We start from the raw sequence: 17,453 nt of genomic DNA, 5'->3' as shown, positions 1-17,453 counted from the left end.
GATTTTTCAAATTAGTCTTTGCAAATAACCCTTGAACCTTCACCATCAATTACAATTCCCTGACGGTTGTTAATTGGGCATAGATTCAAATCCGAAAACTCAGTCATTATTTTCTTGGTAACTTTCTTAAATGGTGATGTAAGATAATGCGGAAGAACATAGAAATCAATCAAATCAAGCCCTGCATCATCTTCTTGTGAGTAGTCCTCCGGCTTTTTATCCATTTGCTGGATATATTGGATGCTTGGAGCGCATATAATTGCACCTGCCGACTCGCCGATCATCAATTTTCCATTTGCCAATTCCTTTTTCAGCAGCCCATCAGTTCCCGTTTTACGGAGCCGGTCCATAAGAAAAAAAGAATTTCCGCCGGTAAAATATATCACATCTGCATCTTCAAAAACAGACTGTATCGTTGAATAAGCCTCCGTTGAAATATCAATTTCAGTTACGATTGCTCCCAACTTTTTGAATAATTTTCGAGCCGAGCCGACATAACCGGTGTAGCCTTCACGCAGCGAAGCTGTTGGAATAAATGCGACTTTCTTATTTTCAATTTCTTCCTTTATCAGACTTCCTACACTTGAAAAATGCGAACATAAAAATAGTTTCATCAATATTCTCCTTTATAAATTCCGATTTGCACTTCAAATCGTTTTCTTTATTCTATCATAGCATCCATTATTCCGCCATCAGTCTTTCGAACCAGGTATCCATGACAATGATAAACTGGCCTGCTCCTGGCAATTCTTGTAGCATTTCGTCAAGAGTTTTCTGTTTCACATATTTCTGCACATACACCCAACAGGCAATGCTACTGGCTTCTGATACAATGTCAGCTATGGTTTTGCGCATAAGCTCTTCAAATTCAGTAATTTCTTCTTTTGGGACAACATCATACAGTGTTGGTGCCTGATGACTTAATTTTACGCCATTTTCATTTGCATCTTTAAGCAGATTCTTAACTTTTTCTCTTGAATCCTCCGGTACTTTTATGTACTCCCACATAAATGCTACCACATCGGACGGTGTGTCTTTTTTAAGTGGTGGTAACTGAATATAATCATTGTTTTCGCTCATTTTCATATCCTCCTCACGATATAATAAAATCAATAATGCGTTCTCTTGTCATGTCCAGTACAGTATCTACGAACACTCCTGCAAAAAGGATCAGATACAGAATTACACTCAGCGAAAACAGAAATGCAACCTGTACCCAGTCATGGTAACAGTATGCAGTCGCTATAATCAACAAAGTGAATATAAACCCAAGGATCCCTCTGACAACCGCATAAGTCTGTACTGTCATCTTTACTGCCAGTCCGATCACAAAAAGGATCAGCCATACCGGCAGTAATAATATTTTCCCAGCAAGTTTTAAAATAAACATGTGCACCTCCTATCTTACCAGTCCTGGCATATCATGGTTCACCTCTGCCTGATAATACCCGTTCATCGTAGACGGTGCATTAAACAGGGATGCTAATAAATATTTCTTGATGTTCTTCACTTTGGTGGTGTTACCACGCATACAGTGTAAGACATACTCGATATGTGAATAGGTCAGCATCAGAAATTTTTTCTTCACCAGTGATGCCGGATACCAGTTGCTGGCAATCAATATCTTGTCATTTTTACACATCACAGTTTCTACGATCAGGTTCACGATTTCATCTACCTGTCGCATATCGTCATGATGGGTTACTTCCAGTGATTCATAATCAATGGTCTCTTTGACAAGGTTTTCATAAGCCTGATAATCCTCAGAGCGGTTATCGCTATCAAATCTTTTCTCATCCACAGATATGATAGGATTAGATTTATTATCATTCATTTCAGTATCACTAAGATTAGTATTATTAGGGTTTGAAATGTAAACTTCTTGAAGTTTGTTTTCGGGACTTCTAGAAGTTTGATTTTGGGACTTCATGAAGTTTAAATTGTAAACTTCTGCAGGCTCTTCATTTTTCACAGAAGTTTGTTTTTTAAACTTCTCTAATTCCTCTCCAAATTTTTTCTCATCTGTTTTCTCAGGCATAAAGGTTTTTACGTAGATAACATTCACCTTTCCAAATCCCTGCCTGCGTTTCTCAATCAGACCAATTCCTGTTTCGTCATCCAGCTCTCTCATGGATTTGATGGCTTTATTTCTGCCACAGTTCAGTAATTCCATGATATCTTCGATGGAAAAGTAGATATATGCTCTGTTTTTGTCGTCAAACCACTGATTTTTGATGGAAAGAGACATTCGATCCAACATCAGTCCATATAAAATTTTAGCATCGCTTGATAAATCTTTAAAATAGCTGTCTGTAAATAATGCTTTTGGTATGCGGTAGAAGCTGAACTGATCAGCTTCGGTACCGTAAAAATAATTAAATGTCATTTTTTTCTCCATAATTTCCTCCTTTCATTTTCTGCTAAGAAGTCCTCTTTTTAAACTTCTTTGACATTGTTTTCTTAGCTTTTTCTCTCCTTAACAGGACTGTTCCTGCATCCACTTTTCTAATAATGATTCAATCACCTGCTCCATATCTTTGGCTGTATAATCATCCGGAAAATACTTTGTCAGTTTCTTTTCTGAGAAAGTAAGAGACCGGGATACTTTCTTTGCCATCACACAGTTATTGAAAATCGATAACATCTGAATCTGATTGATTGGTCCATCATTCAGCTGATTTCTGAGTGCTGCAATCTGTTTTGGTTTGATGAATCCGGTGTCGCTGATATATTCGTAGATCCATCCCTGTACTTCCTTATCGATGTAGGAGATATTGACAGCAACCGTAAACTGAAGCTTCTTGTTATCTACCAGATCAAGAAGTTCCGGAATAAGTTCTGTTAATCGTACAAATCTTTGAACCTGAGCTCTACTTTCCCCAACTTGCTTGCTCAAGACTTCATCAGATCTCAACTTCGTCTCATTTTGAGACAAAGTTAAATCTGTTCTAACTCCCTGTCTTTTCATTGCCTCTAGTTTCATCTTATAAGCAAATGCTTTCTCACTCGGCAACAATTCCTCTCGCTGAATGTTAGCATCCACCATAGCCACAATGGCATCATCATCCGATAATTCTCTTACGATTGCCGGAATAGTTGTAAGTCCTGCAAGCTGTGCTGCATGCATTCTTCTGTGACCGGATACCATTTCATATTCTTCATTATCATCCATTCGAAGCAGTACCGGTGTCAGTACTCCATTGATCCTTACACTTTCAACCAGATCCTGCATCTTTTCATCATCCAGCACCTTGAACGGATGATTTTTAAACGGATGGATCTTACTGATCTCTATCTCCATTGCAGATTCTTCATTTACCACACCAAGCAGTTCATCAATGCTTGCCAGTTTAATCTTTTCGCCACTTCTATTTTTCATTTTTCAAAACCTCCTGTGTTAAGTTCTTATATGCTTCGGCAACTTTTCCTTTCGGGCAGTGCATGTAGATGCTTTTTCCCTCTGCACTGGTCTCAGCTGCTTTTACAGACATCGGAATCACATTTTCAAATACTTCTATCTGGCTTCCGTATGTTGTATGTACTCTCGATGCAATGTCCCTTGCGTAATTGGTTCTGAAATCAACCATAGTCAACAGAATGCCCTCAATCGCCAGTTTCCGGTTCAGCCTTTTCTTTACTGTAAGAATGGTCTTGATCAGCTGCTGAAGTCCTTTCACCGGCAGATATGCGGCCTGTACAGGTATCAGCACGGAATCGGAAGAGACCAGTGCATTGATTGTCATCATACCAAGACTTGGCATACAGTCGATCAGGATATAATCGTATCGGCCTCTTATCGCATCGATATATTCCTTCATGATCATTTCTCTGCTCATAACATTTCCCATCGTTACTTCCAGGGCAGAAAGCTCAATATTTGCCGGAAGTAGATCTACATTTTCCTGGTGATGTAAGATACCATCTTCCAGAGAGATTTCTTCTTCGTTAATGACATCCATCATAATCGTTGCCAGTGTGATGCGAAGATCATCCGGTTCCTCATATCCAAGACTTGCGGTTAAACTTCCCTGTGGATCCGCGTCGATCAGCAACACTTTCTTACCTTCTCTTGCCAGTCCAATGCCTACATTTACGGTTGTGGTGGTCTTTCCGACGCCACCTTTCTGGTTTACTACGGATATAACTTTACTCATGATTTCTTCCTCCTTTAACTTTCCCATGATTCTTTTTTCCATAATTTCAACAGTGCCAGTATTTCCCGTTTCATCATCGCCGGTGTATAGGAATTTGGAAAATACTTGTGTAACTGCTCGTTTGTGAATGCCACTCTTGTGATCTCACCCTTTTTCACTTCACACATGATTTCTTCCATCTTTTCCAGTGACAACTGTTTTTCTTTACTCAGTTGCCGGATCCTCTGTGCCTGTGAGAGTGATGGGATCGCCTGTGCATACTCCATTGCTACAAGCAATTCCTTTTGCTCTTTTTCACTTAATGCTGCTATCTCTACAGCCGGACAAAAAGAAATGATCTCATCATCCAGTTTCTGCAACATTTCCGGTATCAGTTTTGTCAGTGAGATATAACGCTGCACTTGTTTTGGGCTATCACCACAATCCTCACTGATAATATCTATCGAACGTTTTCTTGTTTTTTTGTGGTCAACTTGGCTCTTTTTTCGACCACTTTTTCTTTTCAATACGTCATTCTTTAATTTGTAAGCAAAAGCCTTTTCACTGTAGCTGATCCGTTCTCTATGAAGATTCGAATCCACCATGCTTAAGATGGAATCATCTTCACTTAATACCCGGATGATCACCGGTACTTTACGGTATCCAAGTTTCTCTGCAGCATGTTTTCTTCTGTGACCGGATATGATTTCATAGTAGCCATCCGGTACCGGTCTGACGATCAGCGGATTTAATATTCCATACTTCTCAATGCTTTCCTGCAGAAGAAACATTTCCTTATCATCTTTCACCTGAAACGGATGCTCTTTGAACGATCGAAGACGCTCAATCTCAATTTCTATGATTCTTTCTTCGTTTTCTTCTGATTGTCTGTTTGGTTTAGTCATCTTGACTCCTTTCCTCCGGGATTCAGGAAATAAAAAATGCCTGCCTGGAACTTTTATAGATAGTAAAGTTCCAAACAGACATTGCTGTTTGACCATTAGCTGTAGCTAATAGAATTGAATACTGTTTCAGCTAATTCATGTTTGCAGGTTTGGGAGAGATTGTTTCTTTTCCCGCCTTTTCTCTGATTTACATCCCCGAATAAGGGGTGACAACAGAGCGGAACCCAAATGTTAGCTGGACTTTCTAAAACCCATGTTTGCAAACCGGTAATTTTGATTAGCTGTCAGCTAACAAAAATCGGATTGCGTTAGCTGGAAATTGATCATTTTGAATGGAATTTTGTGTCACGAACGTGATTTGAAAATAACAAAAGCGTTCGTTGTCAGCTAATCCAGCTAACATTTTCGAACGCTTTGAAGCCCGTCGCCAAGAGGATTTGAACCTCCGACCCCTCGCTTAGGAGGCGAGTGCTCTATCCAGCTGAGCTATGACGACACATGCCGCAACCCCTTGATTTTACTGGGTTTCTGGGATTTTTCCCTTCGGCCATATATAAGATTATCAACTCTTTTTCGAGTTGTCAATCTACAGATTTTTTTGATTCGGTAACATTAGAACATTTCCCCATTTGGGGAATGCTTTGTTGTCACCATTAGCATTTTTCAGAATAGATTCGAACTGAAAGTTGTTTTTCATTTTTTCCCTTTGGGGAATGCCTCGGCTTTCTCTTAGGAGGCGCTTATTTTATCAGTTAAACTAACAAGACTTATTGCCAGAATGTTATTATAACACTCTGGCATATAAAAATCTACATTTCTTTCTAAACAGATCTTATTGCAAATAAATTACCTGCCGAATTGCCCACAAACAACTAAAAATTAATCCGCCCTTGCATCCAGATTTTTCCTTTGAACCGGCGTCCGGCTTTCGGCTCTCCAAATACTCGGTGAACCGGCACGCAGACATCGAATTTTAGGTCATTTACTTCCAGATTCATCACATAGAGTTCCTCTTTCGTGTAAATGTTTTCCACAATCCGCACACCTGTTATCACACCCAGGATGGAATACCGGTCACACTCTACACTGTAAGGCATGATGTATGTATCTACAATACTGAATACATCTTCTTTAATCAGCCTTCTTGATACTTTTGTGTAAATGTCTATATCATCCAACGCCAGATTCTCGATTGCTTCCGCATCTCCGGCTCTTGCAGCACTGACAAGCATCATCCGGTTATGCACATCTTCCGACTGCTGCTGTTTCTGTGATTCGTCCTTCATTACCGGCAGGAGAATCTTTCCCTCATTGCACAGCCCGGATAATGTAATAGAGTCATAACCTCCCGGCTCCTGCGGATGCCATTTCTTTTTCAGATATTCCATATAATTCTGAATCCGGAACATTAATGTAACACCTATTTTCACATCTTCACAGATGCCGATGTAGGACTGTTGATCCTTTGTTCTTTCCACCGTTACATCTGCATATGTTGTAATTCCGGTTCCGTAAAAATAAGGATATATATATTCTCTTTCAAATATTCCATTACTGTCCTGAAATCCACCCGCTGCAATTCCAATATTTTTTGCAAATTCTTTTTTATACTCGCACCGGTCATATTTATCTGCAGTTACAGACATTACAGCACGTTCATTATTCTCCTGCTCCAGCCCCTGCAATAAACGATCCAGTTCTTGTTTTGACTTTACACTTTCCATTCCAATTGCAGTTAAATATTGATGCATTTTACTTCCTCATTAATTATCCCCGGAGTCATTCGCTGTGGACTTATTTATCCACAATTTACACATTTATTCCGGTATTATTTTGGTCTGATCTCGCTCTTACCACCCATATACGGTCTGAGAACTTCCGGAATCTTGACAGATCCGTCAGCCTGTAAATTGTTCTCCAAGAACGCGATTAACATTCTCGGTGGAGCAACAACTGTATTATTTAATGTATGAGCGAAATATTTGCTTCCATCTGCTCCTTTAACACGGATACCAAGTCTTCTTGCCTGAGCATCTCCAAGGTTTGAACAACTACCTACTTCAAAATATTTTTTCTGTCTTGGAGACCATGCTTCAACATCACATGATTTTACTTTCAGGTCTGCAAGGTCACCAGAGCAACATTCCAGTGTACGTACCGGGATGTCCATAGAGCGGAACAGATCTACTGTATTTTTCCATAACTTATCATACCACTGTTTGCTTTCTTCCGGTTTACATACAACAATCATTTCCTGCTTCTCAAACTGGTGAATACGATATACACCTCTTTCTTCGATACCGTGTGCACCTTTTTCTTTACGGAAGCATGGAGAGTAACTTGTCAGTGTCTTTGGCAGTTCTTCTTCTTTAGTCATTGTATCAATAAATTTACCGATCATAGAGTGTTCACTTGTTCCGATCAGGTAAAGATCCTCTCCTTCGATCTTATACATCATGGAATCCATCTCTGCAAAACTCATAACACCTGTTACAACGTTACTTCTGATCATAAACGGCGGGATACAGTAAGTAAATCCGCGGTCGATCATGAAATCACGTGCATAGGATATTACTGCGGAATGAAGTCTTGCAATATCTCCCATCAGGTAGTAGAAACCGTTTCCTGCTACTTTTCCTGCTGCTTCAAGATCAATACCATCAAAACTTTCCATAATATCTGTGTGATACGGGATTTCATAATCTGGAACAACCGGCTCACCAAATTTCTCAATCTCTACATTCTCGCTGTCATCTTTTCCAATCGGAACAGACGGATCGATGATGTTCGGGATGACCATCATGATCTTCTTAATTTCAGCTTCTACATCTTTTTCTTCAGCTGACAGGCTTTCTACACGATCTGCATTTGCCTGTACTTTTTTCTTCAGTTCTTCTGCTTCTTCTTTCTTACCATGTGCCATACATGCACCGATTTCTTTGGAAATTTTATTTCTCTCTGCACGAAGAGCTTCTACTTCCTGTTTGATATCTCTGTTTTTCTGATCCAGCTCGATTACTTTGTCCACTAATGGAAGTTTTTCATCCTGGAATTTATTCTTAATATTCTGCTTCACCACATCTGGGTTCATTCTTAAAAATTTAATGTCTAACATATTGTATCCTCCTCATTTTGTAATTAATATAGGGTTATTATTATCCTTTAGTTTTATAATTACCTTATATAATAGTTTTACATTTACTGCTATTTTTCTACAGTTTCCGGTGTATATTCCTGGAAAATCGCTTTATCCAGTGCTTCTGCCTCTTCCTCAGCAAGTTCAACAAAGCTCTCACCTTTAACAATTTCTTTTACATAAGTGTAACAGCCTTCTCTACTATGCATTGCATTCAGGATAAATCCATTATTACGATTATCCAACAGTGCAAGTACGAAACTAAGTTTACCTCCCATTTCGTTAAATGCATCGTATTTCACAACACCGATCTTCTGGTAATTTCTATCCATCTTTCGGTTCAGTTCACGAATGTCAAGACGGTTCTGTTTTACAACTTTTACTACGGATTCAAGATCTGTATAGCGTTCTTTCATGCTCTCTTCAAGAGTTTTACCGTCTTTTCCTTTCATAAACGTCTGATAGCTGCTTTTTAGCCTATTGTAGTTCATTGTAACATTTACAGTAAGGATAAACAACACAATAATCAAAATCAACATTAAGATAATAATGATTCCCGGATCAATCCCTATTGTACTTAAGATTTTGCTTTCCATAAGTTCTTATTCTTCCTTTCCTATTGTCATAATCATTTCGAACATACGTTCTAGTTCTTTTTCTGAATAATACTCTATTTCTATTTTACCTTTTCCATTGCTTTTTGATGCAATACTGACCTTCGTTCCCATAACTTCTTTCATACGGTTTTCCAGATCTTTATAAACAAATTCATTCTCTACTGCTTTCTTTTCTTTTGGTTTTTTTGGATTCTTAATCTCCTTAACCAGCTTTTCTGTTTCACGTACACTTAATTTTTCATCGAAAATACGATTTGCAAGCTCATACTGTAATTTCTTATCGTCAATTGCCAGCAGCGCTCTTGCATGTCCTGTAGAAATCATCTCATCAATAATCATCTGCTGTACTTTATCATCCAGTTTCAACAAGCGCATAGAGTTTGTTACAGCGGTACGACTTTTTGAAACTCGATCTGCGACTTCATCCTGTTTCAATTGAAATTCTTCAAGAAGTTTTTTAAATGCCATAGCTTCTTCGATTGGGTTCAGATTTTCTCTCTGAATATTTTCAATCAAACGAATTTCCACAATTTCCTGTTCACTGTATTCTTTTACTATTACAGGTACCTCTTTGATACCGGCCAACTTTGCTGCACGCCATCTTCTTTCGCCTGCAATAATCTCATAATAATCTTTAATTTTTCTGACAAGCAACGGCTGCAAAACCCCATGAAGTTTAATAGAATCAGCAAGCTCAAGTAATGCATCTTCCTCGAACTTCTTTCTAGGCTGCTCTCGGTTTGGTTCGATCATGCTGATTTTCATCATCTGAACGCCGTCTTTCATTTCTTCTTTTTTCTCTTCAGCTTTTTGTACTGTCTCTGTATTTTTCTTAGCCGGTTTATTATCCGGTATCAAACTATCAAGACCTTTTCCAAGACCTTTTTTCTTAACCGCCATCTCTCATTCGCCTCCTGCATTATTTTCCGTATTATTCTTTTTCCATCACCTCATCCGCCAGGCGCATATAACTGTCTGCACCTGCAGATTTTGGATCATATTTGTTAATCGGCATACCATAACTCGGTGCTTCTGCCAATCGAATATTGCGAGGAATAATTGTTTTATATATTGTCTGATCTAAATTATCTTTTACATTTTCAACGACTTGCAACGAAAGATTAGTTCTTGCATCATACATTGTAAACACAACACCTTCTATTGTCAGTTGCGGGTTCAGACGATCACGAACCAACTCGACTGTATGAATCAGCTGGCTTAACCCTTCCAGCGCGTAATATTCACACTGAATAGGAACTAATACAGAATCTGCTGTAGTCATTGCATTAATTGTCAGCATACTCAAAGATGGTGGACAGTCAATTACTATATAATCATAGTCTTCTTTAATATTTGCAATCGCATTTCTTATAATATACTCTTTTTCATCTACATCAAGAAGCTCAATTTCCGCTCCGGACAGATCAATACTTGTTGGTATTATATCCAGATTTTCCAGAACATCCCTCACAATTACTTCATTAATTGATGATTCTCCTATAATCAAATCATACACTGTGTTTTCAACATTATTTTTATCAACACCTAATCCACTTGTCATATTTCCCTGCGGATCCATATCCACCGCCAGAACTTTCTGTCCTTTTTCCGCAAGGCATGCCGATAAGTTGATAGCTGTAGTTGTTTTTCCCACTCCACCTTTTTGGTTGGCAATAGCTATAACTCTTCCCATTTTTATCACCTTTCTATTTTGAGCTTCTTCTAGTATAGCATTTTTTATTTTACTTTTCTATAAATGTTTCACGTGAAACATAATTTTTCACTTTTTTATAAATGTTTCACGTGGAACATTTATATTTTTGTCTATTTATAATCTTAATGAATATTATCTGCTTACTATAATAATTAGACTGTCTTTAGAATATAACGTTTAAGACTGATCTTTTTGACGGCACAAAGCATAGAATAATTTACAAGCAACTTTTGATTCCGGTATCATATTATATCATTAATTTTTATTCGTATCTTTAATATTATCTTAATTTTGTCTTATACTGTTGTAATTATTTTAAACATATCAATTTATTTATAAGCAAGTAAAGAAAATTAACGTCCTGATTTTATGATGATTTATTTATAATTACATATAATTTACAATTACATATTCTTTCTTCAAATTATAAAATTCATCGTCCCATATTGTATATGTTTCACGTGAAACATATTACTTATAATATTAGAATAATTTATGACTAACCAAAATAATTTTCTAACTGTCAACGTTATATTATTCTTGCAGCAATATTTATGAAATAATGTTTTCTTTCATTCTTTAAATTCTTGCAACAAATGTTTCACAACAACTATTCATTTATATATTACGATATTTTCCAAAAAGCATCTGTATCACTATGTTTCACGTGAAACATTTACTTTAATTTTAGCATGTGGTATTATTTATATTGTAGTATCAAACGTTTTCACTGATTCCATTAATCAGAAGATCAACATTTGATGTGACAATATATAAGCAAAAGGAGTAATACTCATGAGTTGGAAAAAGAAAGCTATTACTATATCTGCATTATCTGCATTGACAACATTTACTATACATTTGGCTAATAAAATAATTGATATTTCCGCGACTTCTGAAAATCACGAGCAAAACACAGCCGGTTCTTACTTTGATTGGAAATTTGGAAATATATATTATGAGAAATATGGCGAAGGTGAGCCTGTTCTTCTGATTCATGATTTTTCTGTCGGAAGTTCATCTTATGAATGGCACAGAATCATTGATAAACTGGCAAAAAGCCATCTTGTTTATACAATTGATCTGCTTGGATGCGGAAGATCCGAGAAACCATCCATCACTTATACTAATTATTTATATGTGCAATTAATCACAGACTTCATTAATCAAGTTATTGATTCACCTTGTGATGTCATAGCAACCGGTATTTCTGGATCATTCGTAATTGCAGCCGTACAGAACAACAAAAATCTTATAAATCGCATTATACTTGTAAATCCTGAAGATGTGAATAAATTAAATAAGATGCCATCAAAGAGAAGTAAATCTCTGACATGGTTTCTAAATATGCCTGTATTCGGCACTTATTTCTATAACATATTAGTAAAAAGGAGACTTATTACAGATAAATTCAAGAACGAATATTTCTATGATCATTACAAATTAAAAGAGGAATATATTAACAACTACTACGAAACAGCTCATCTGGACCACTCTTCATCCAAATATTTGCTATCCAGTCTGCTTGGCCATTATACAACTGTTAATGTCTATCATTGTATGAAATCGTTAACAAATAGTATTTTCATTATATCTGGAGATGAAGATTCCCGAAATGCTGATATTGCGTGCAAATATGAAAGTATTCTTCCATCTATCGAGATTATGAAAATAGAAGATACCAAACATCTTCCTCAATTAGAAAGACCTGATGCTTTCATTGAGCAATTAGCTGTAATACTTTCCTACGAAGATGAAACGACAATTTAGTATTATACAAGGTAAAGCAAAAAGATGAATGTGCCTGCCCCATGCGCTACGTACATTCATCTTTTTTATTATCCTATATTCTTTTTACACCAATGGCTCCTTCGATGGCAATCCTGCTTTTCTTGGATATTTCTTACCGGTATTCTTTACTTTCTTTATTTTCACAAAAGAACGACCGATATCTGTTCCCGGAAGTGCAAATTTTATAACATCACCCAGTGTACCTCCAAGTATACTTACTGCACGTTTCGATTGCTGTAATTCCTCTTCTATCTCACCGGACTTATAGGATATAAAATATCCCCCTACCTTTACATAAGGCAAGCAGTATTCAGATAAAGTAGCAAGATTTGCTACTGCTCTGGACACGCACAGATCATACTGTTCTCTATATATTTCCTGCTTTGCAAAATCTTCAGCTCTTCCATGAATTGTTTCAATATTCTCCAATTCTAATGCTCCAATAACGTCATTCAGAAATTTTATTCTTTTATTTAGTGAGTCCAATAATGTCACTTTAAGGTGTGGAAACACAATTTTTAATGGAATCCCCGGAAATCCTGCTCCTGTCCCTATATCAATTACATTTTTAACTTCTTCTTCATCCAATGCCTTGATCAGAGATACACTATCCACAAAATGCTTTTCTACTACATCGTCATATTCCGTAATTGCAGTGAGATTCATTACTTTATTACGTTCGATCAACATATCATAATAAGTAAGAAATTGCTCTGTTTGCATATCACTTAACTGTATCCCTATTTCTTCCATTTTTTTATTTAATATTTCTTTATGCATATATATTACCTTTACTCTCAACTCTCATATACAATGTTTGAGATATTATCCCAAACTTATGATACATATATTTTTCTTTGGATGTTATTAATGTTATATATATTATATAGCATTAAACACTCTTTTAAACAACAGCAATCATGCTACTTATATACCCCTCCAAGGTATACTAGCAGAACTGATATGTCTGCCGGAGATACTCCGGAAATTCTGGATGCCTGTCCGATTGATGCTGGTCTGTGTTCTTTCAGCTTCTGAATCGCCTCGATACGCAAACTGTTTACATTATCATAATCAATATCATCCGGTATTTTCTTACGTTCCAGCTTCTTAAACTGCTCTACCTGTCGCATCTGTCTTGTAATATATCCAGCATACTTAATGCAAATATTAACCTGCTCTGCAACTTCTTCTGCAAGATTTTTCGGAAAATCCGGTCTTGCATCATCAATCGGCTTTAACATATCATATGTCAGCTCCGGTCTTCGGATCAGTTCCGCAATTGTGGAACCAGAAGAAAGTGGTGTACTTCCACATTCTTTTAATAATGTCTGTACTTTCTCATTTGCGCCGACATTTGCATGTTCTACACGTTCTATTTCGTTTTTAATCAACTCTTCTTTTTTCAGTAAACGCTGATATCTTTCTTCATTGATCAGACCGACTTCATAACCTTTTTTTGTTAGCCTCTGATCTGCATTATCCTGACGAAGCAGTAATCTGTATTCTGCTCTCGATGTCATCATACGATATGGCTCATGACTTTCTTTTGTAACAATATCATCGATCAGCACACCAATATACGCCTCTGAACGGTCCAAAATCATTGGTTCTTTTCCTTGTAACATTCTCGCTGCATTAATACCTGCAACAATTCCCTGTGCCGCTGCTTCTTCATATCCTGAACTTCCATTAAACTGTCCGGCACTGAACAGCCCATGAATATTTTTGAATTCAAGAGACGGTTTTAACTGTCTTCCGTCAATACAATCATATTCAATTGCATATGCATTTCGAACAATTTTTGCATTTTCAAGTCCCGGAACTGATCTGTACATCGCATATTGCACATCTTCTGGCAACGAACTGGACATTCCACCTACATACATCTCATTTGTTCCAAGTCCTTCCGGCTCGATAAATACCTGATGACGATTTTTATCGGCAAATTTTACAACCTTATCTTCAATTGAAGGACAATATCTTGGTCCTGTTCCCTCTATCATTCCCGAATATAGTGGTGAACGATCGAGATTTTCACGAATGATCCGATGAGTCTCTTCATTTGTATAAGTCAGCCAGCAAGATGCCTGATCAATCTGCACATCGTTTGGATTTGTTGTAAATGAAAACGGAACAATTCTCTCATCACCAAACTGCTCTTCCATTTTACTGAAATCAATGGAATTCTTGTCAATTCTCGCCGGTGTTCCCGTTTTAAAACGATACATCTTAATTCCAAGCTCTTTCAGACAATCCGTAAGATAATTTGCTGACTGTAATCCATTTGGTCCTGTACTCATGCTCACATCACCGTAAACACAGCGTGATTTCAAATAAGTTCCTGTACATAAAATAACAGCTTTGCACCGGTAAATCATCCCAGAATACAACTGAACTCCTGTCACTTCATCATTTTCAGTAAGAATATTCACAATCTCGGCCTGCTTAATCTCCAGATTCTCCTGATTTTCCAGAACCTGGCGCATCGTTTTGCTGTATTCATTCTTATCAGCCTGTGCACGCAGTGAATGTACTGCAGGTCCTTTGGATTTGTTTAGCATTTTGGACTGGATAAATGTCTGGTCAATGACTTTCCCCATCTCTCCACCGAGTGCATCCACTTCTTTTACAAGATGTCCCTTAGAACTTCCTCCAATATTCGGATTGCACGGCATAAGTGCAATACTGTCTACGCTGACAGTAAATACAATTGTACGAAAACCAAGTCGTGCACACGCCAGAGCCGCCTCACACCCTGCATGACCGGCCCCGATCACTGCTACATCATATTGATCTTTATTTTCCCATACAGAATTTGCTGAATATTTCATTTACAAGATCCTCTCCTATTGTCTCGCCTGTGATACTGCCGAGTGATTCATATGCATCTAACAAATCAATGGAATAAAAATCTTCCGGCATTCCCATTTCAATACTTTCATTTACCTTCTGAAGTGATCTGTACGCTTCCTGAAGTGCTGTTTTCTGACGAACATTTGTAATATAAATCTCGTCATTAAATGTCAGTTTTCCATCATAGAACATGTCTTTTAAAATCTGCTCAAACTCCGCAATTCCACTCTTCTCTTTCGCAGAAACTTCAATGATTGGGTTATGATTTTCTGTCTCACTCGAATTTACAGGCTGTAATTCATTCACTTTATTTTCAATTACTTTTTTCGTAACTATCATATCTAAATCTGACTTATTTAGCAAGATAATTGCCTTTTTTCCCTGTATCATCTTCAGAATCTCGATATCATTTTCATCAAGTTCAGATGACGCGTCAATTACAAATAAAATCAGATCCGCATCTTTTGCATAATTGATTGCTTTATCTACACCAATCTTCTCAACAATGTCTTCTGTATCACGGATTCCTGCAGTATCCATGATATTCAGAGAAATTCCCTGCAAATTGATATGTTCTTCCAGTACATCTCTTGTTGTACCGGCAATATCCGTTACAATTGCTCTGTCTTCCCCAAGAAATGCATTCATAAGCGATGATTTTCCGGCATTCGGTTTTCCCAAAATTACAGTATTCACACCCTCTTTCAGAATTCTTCCATCATCACATGTGTCCAACAGATGTCTGATATCACCGAGCAGTTCGTCCACTGTTATTTTCAACTTATCTCCGTATCCATCCACACTGATATGTTCCGGATCGTCTAACGCTGTTTCAATAAATGCAGTATGATAAATAATTTTCTGTCTGATATTTGAAATCTTCTCTTTTACATTTCCTTTCAACTGGCTAACAGAGCTTTTCAATGCATATTCATTCTGAGCAGTAATCAGATCTCCTACTGCCTCTGCCTGGGAAAGATCCATTTTTCCATTTAAAAATGCTCTTTTTGTAAATTCACCTGGTTCCGCCGGTCTTGCTCCATATTTGATCACTGTCTCTAGCACTTTTTTCACCACATACACACCGCCATGGCAGTTGATTTCCACAGTATCTTCTCCTGTATAAGTATGTGGACCACGCATCAGCATTACAAGGACTTCATCGATCACCTCGTCACCATCGCATATATAGCCATAATGAATGGTATGTGACATCTGCTCACTAAGCTTTTTATTCTTTTTTCCACGATAAATACGATCTGCAATTTCAACAGAATCTTCTCCTGTCATTCGTACAATACCGATTCCGGAATTACTCATAGCCGTTGAAATAGCAGCAATAGTGGTCTGCTCATTATAATTCATCGAATTCCTCCTAATAACATAAAATTGCATTTTTCGTTATATAAAAAATAGAGGTCATCAAAACCCCTATTTTTTCTTTCTTTATCTTCTTACCAATGTTACTACAACTCTTCTGTACGGTTCTTCACCTTCGCTATGTGTAGATACAGCAGAATCAGACTGAAGAGCAGAATGAATAATTCTTCTTTCATAAGGATTCATTGGCTCAAGAGAAACAGATCTTCTTGTTCTCTTTACTTTGCTTGCAATGTTCTTTGCAAGATTTTCTAATGTCTGTTTTCTTCTTCTTCTGTAATCTTCTGTATCGAGTTTTACTCTGACATAACCATCCTGCATTTTGTTTGCAACTCTGTTTGTAAGATACTGCAGGGAATCCAGTGTCTGTCCACGTTTTCCAATCAGAATACCCATATTCTTTCCGTCCATCGTGATGCTCAGAGCACCTTCTTCATCAATCTCTGCTTTCACTTCAACATCGTTCATATCCATTGCAGCGAGTACATTTTTTACAAATTTCACACATGCTTCTTTTGTCGCATCTTCAACAGGAGCAAGTTCAACTTCTCTCTTCGGAACTTCTTTTTTCACGAATTCCTTCTTTGGAGCCTCTTTTTTGAAATTATCTTTTTTCACATGCTCTTTTTTGTGGAATTCTTTTTTATGAAACTCTTTTTTCTCTTCTTTAAATTCTTTTACTTCTTTTTTAACAGGCTTTTCTTCTACTTCTTCAACAACCGGTTCCTCTACAGGTTCCTCTTGTTTTCTGCGCGCCTTTATTACTGCCTGCTTCATGCCGATTCCAAGAAATCCGGCACTTCCTTTCTCAATTACTTCGTAATCTAAATGATCACTTGTCACACCAAGCTGGATCAATGCTTCTGTAATCGCATCATCCAATGTTTTAGCTGATACAGTAATGTAACCGTCCATAATAGC

Annotated in this window: 17 protein-coding genes and 1 tRNA gene; 1 reads left to right on the top strand and 17 read right to left on the bottom strand. The window is 37.3% G+C overall.

What is annotated here, in order from left to right; translation table 11 throughout:
• Positions 1-11 precede the first annotated feature (11 nt).
• From DWY31_RS12740 to DWY31_RS12675, 13 genes are all read right to left on the bottom strand, one after another.
• Positions 12-614: a Type 1 glutamine amidotransferase-like domain-containing protein gene (locus DWY31_RS12740; protein WP_118520830.1), complete on the bottom strand. Its 603-nt coding sequence runs from the start codon at positions 612-614 to the stop codon at positions 12-14.
• 67 nt (positions 615-681) lie between these two features.
• Positions 682-1,086 (bottom strand): hypothetical protein, encoded by a 405-nt coding sequence (locus DWY31_RS12735; RefSeq protein WP_005334861.1) that lies wholly within the window; start codon positions 1,084-1,086, stop codon positions 682-684.
• Between the two features lie 7 nt (positions 1,087-1,093).
• Positions 1,094-1,390 (bottom strand): hypothetical protein, encoded by a 297-nt coding sequence (locus DWY31_RS12730; RefSeq protein ID WP_005334864.1) that lies wholly within the window; start codon positions 1,388-1,390, stop codon positions 1,094-1,096.
• A gap of 9 nt (positions 1,391-1,399) precedes the next feature.
• Positions 1,400-2,398 carry a DUF6017 domain-containing protein gene (locus tag DWY31_RS12725; RefSeq protein WP_118520828.1) on the bottom strand — a complete coding sequence of 333 codons (999 nt, stop codon included), beginning with the start codon at positions 2,396-2,398 and terminating at the stop codon, positions 1,400-1,402.
• A gap of 78 nt (positions 2,399-2,476) precedes the next feature.
• Positions 2,477-3,379: a ParB/RepB/Spo0J family partition protein gene (locus tag DWY31_RS12720; RefSeq protein WP_005334867.1), complete on the bottom strand. Its 903-nt coding sequence runs from the start codon at positions 3,377-3,379 to the stop codon at positions 2,477-2,479.
• Complete coding sequence (locus DWY31_RS12715) at positions 3,369-4,154, bottom strand: ParA family protein (RefSeq protein WP_118520836.1); 786 nt, start codon at positions 4,152-4,154, stop codon at positions 3,369-3,371. Before DWY31_RS12715 ends, DWY31_RS12720 begins: the two co-directional genes overlap by 11 nt.
• A gap of 14 nt (positions 4,155-4,168) precedes the next feature.
• The gene (locus tag DWY31_RS12710; protein ID WP_118520826.1) at positions 4,169-5,134 is read right to left on the bottom strand and encodes a ParB/RepB/Spo0J family partition protein; all 966 of its coding nucleotides are present in this window, start codon (positions 5,132-5,134) and stop codon (positions 4,169-4,171) included.
• A gap of 326 nt (positions 5,135-5,460) precedes the next feature.
• Positions 5,461-5,534: transfer RNA gene (locus tag DWY31_RS12700), tRNA-Arg, on the bottom strand.
• A gap of 376 nt (positions 5,535-5,910) precedes the next feature.
• Positions 5,911-6,789 (bottom strand): DUF3881 family protein, encoded by an 879-nt coding sequence (locus tag DWY31_RS12695; protein WP_117538476.1) that lies wholly within the window; start codon positions 6,787-6,789, stop codon positions 5,911-5,913.
• A 77-nt stretch (positions 6,790-6,866) separates the two neighbouring features.
• Positions 6,867-8,153 (bottom strand): serine--tRNA ligase, encoded by a 1,287-nt coding sequence (gene serS / locus DWY31_RS12690; RefSeq protein WP_021859811.1) that lies wholly within the window; start codon positions 8,151-8,153, stop codon positions 6,867-6,869.
• Positions 8,154-8,242: 89 nt separating this feature from the next.
• Entirely contained in the window at positions 8,243-8,770 is a 528-nt protein-coding gene (locus DWY31_RS12685) for a DUF4446 family protein (RefSeq protein ID WP_021859812.1), read from the bottom strand.
• A 6-nt stretch (positions 8,771-8,776) separates the two neighbouring features.
• A complete protein-coding gene (locus DWY31_RS12680) occupies positions 8,777-9,691 on the bottom strand; it encodes a ParB/RepB/Spo0J family partition protein (protein WP_021859813.1) in 915 nt (304 codons plus the stop codon).
• Positions 9,692-9,722: 31 nt separating this feature from the next.
• Positions 9,723-10,484 (bottom strand): ParA family protein, encoded by a 762-nt coding sequence (locus DWY31_RS12675; RefSeq protein ID WP_021859814.1) that lies wholly within the window; start codon positions 10,482-10,484, stop codon positions 9,723-9,725.
• Positions 10,485-11,300: 816 nt separating this feature from the next.
• On the opposite strand from DWY31_RS12675, the gene DWY31_RS12670 reads away from it, so the two are divergent.
• A complete protein-coding gene (locus tag DWY31_RS12670; RefSeq protein ID WP_117538474.1) occupies positions 11,301-12,275 on the top strand; it encodes an alpha/beta fold hydrolase in 975 nt (324 codons plus the stop codon).
• An 84-nt stretch (positions 12,276-12,359) separates the two neighbouring features.
• Here the strand turns inward: DWY31_RS12670 and rsmG are convergent, their stop codons facing one another.
• The 4 genes from rsmG to jag form a co-directional block, all read right to left on the bottom strand.
• On the bottom strand, positions 12,360-13,076 hold the full coding sequence (gene rsmG, locus DWY31_RS12665; RefSeq protein ID WP_117538473.1) for a 16S rRNA (guanine(527)-N(7))-methyltransferase RsmG: 717 nt from the start codon (positions 13,074-13,076) through the stop codon (positions 12,360-12,362).
• A 143-nt stretch (positions 13,077-13,219) separates the two neighbouring features.
• Complete coding sequence (gene mnmG / locus DWY31_RS12660) at positions 13,220-15,130, bottom strand: tRNA uridine-5-carboxymethylaminomethyl(34) synthesis enzyme MnmG (RefSeq protein WP_118520824.1); 1,911 nt, start codon at positions 15,128-15,130, stop codon at positions 13,220-13,222.
• Positions 15,096-16,517, bottom strand: a complete 1,422-nt coding sequence (mnmE, locus tag DWY31_RS12655; RefSeq protein WP_118520822.1) for a tRNA uridine-5-carboxymethylaminomethyl(34) synthesis GTPase MnmE — start codon at positions 16,515-16,517, stop codon at positions 15,096-15,098. Before mnmE ends, mnmG begins: the two co-directional genes overlap by 35 nt.
• Positions 16,518-16,598: 81 nt before the next feature.
• Complete coding sequence (jag, locus tag DWY31_RS12650; protein WP_118520820.1) at positions 16,599-17,447, bottom strand: RNA-binding cell elongation regulator Jag/EloR; 849 nt, start codon at positions 17,445-17,447, stop codon at positions 16,599-16,601.
• Between the last annotated feature and the right edge of the window lie 6 nt (positions 17,448-17,453).

Origin of the sequence: Dorea sp. AF24-7LB, assembly GCF_003478575.1 — a bacterium.
Classification (GTDB): domain Bacteria; phylum Bacillota; class Clostridia; order Lachnospirales; family Lachnospiraceae; genus Dorea_D; species Dorea_D hominis.
Note: the sequence above shows the minus strand (reverse complement) of the source record. Positions and strands in the feature narration are given on the sequence as shown.

Bases quoted from the DNA above. Each gene is read 5' to 3' on its own strand.
- DWY31_RS12740 (WP_118520830.1), bottom strand. From the start codon at position 614: ATGAAACTATTTTTATGTTCGCATTTTTCAAGTGTAGGAAGTCTGATA.
- DWY31_RS12735 (WP_005334861.1), bottom strand. From the start codon at position 1,086: ATGAAAATGAGCGAAAACAATGATTATATTCAGTTACCACCACTTAAA.
- DWY31_RS12730 (WP_005334864.1), bottom strand. From the start codon at position 1,390: ATGTTTATTTTAAAACTTGCTGGGAAAATATTATTACTGCCGGTATGG.
- DWY31_RS12725 (WP_118520828.1), bottom strand. From the start codon at position 2,398: ATGGAGAAAAAAATGACATTTAATTATTTTTACGGTACCGAAGCTGAT.
- DWY31_RS12720 (WP_005334867.1), bottom strand. From the start codon at position 3,379: ATGAAAAATAGAAGTGGCGAAAAGATTAAACTGGCAAGCATTGATGAA.
- DWY31_RS12715 (WP_118520836.1), bottom strand. From the start codon at position 4,154: ATGAGTAAAGTTATATCCGTAGTAAACCAGAAAGGTGGCGTCGGAAAG.
- DWY31_RS12710 (WP_118520826.1), bottom strand. From the start codon at position 5,134: ATGGTCAAACAGCAATGTCTGTTTGGAACTTTACTATCTATAAAAGTT.
- DWY31_RS12695 (WP_117538476.1), bottom strand. From the start codon at position 6,789: ATGCATCAATATTTAACTGCAATTGGAATGGAAAGTGTAAAGTCAAAA.
- serS (WP_021859811.1), bottom strand. From the start codon at position 8,153: ATGTTAGACATTAAATTTTTAAGAATGAACCCAGATGTGGTGAAGCAG.
- DWY31_RS12685 (WP_021859812.1), bottom strand. From the start codon at position 8,770: ATGGAAAGCAAAATCTTAAGTACAATAGGGATTGATCCGGGAATCATT.
- DWY31_RS12680 (WP_021859813.1), bottom strand. From the start codon at position 9,691: ATGGCGGTTAAGAAAAAAGGTCTTGGAAAAGGTCTTGATAGTTTGATA.
- DWY31_RS12675 (WP_021859814.1), bottom strand. From the start codon at position 10,484: ATGGGAAGAGTTATAGCTATTGCCAACCAAAAAGGTGGAGTGGGAAAA.
- DWY31_RS12670 (WP_117538474.1), top strand. From the start codon at position 11,301: ATGAGTTGGAAAAAGAAAGCTATTACTATATCTGCATTATCTGCATTG.
- rsmG (WP_117538473.1), bottom strand. From the start codon at position 13,076: ATGCATAAAGAAATATTAAATAAAAAAATGGAAGAAATAGGGATACAG.
- mnmG (WP_118520824.1), bottom strand. From the start codon at position 15,130: ATGAAATATTCAGCAAATTCTGTATGGGAAAATAAAGATCAATATGAT.
- mnmE (WP_118520822.1), bottom strand. From the start codon at position 16,517: ATGAATTATAATGAGCAGACCACTATTGCTGCTATTTCAACGGCTATG.
- jag (WP_118520820.1), bottom strand. From the start codon at position 17,447: ATGGACGGTTACATTACTGTATCAGCTAAAACATTGGATGATGCGATT.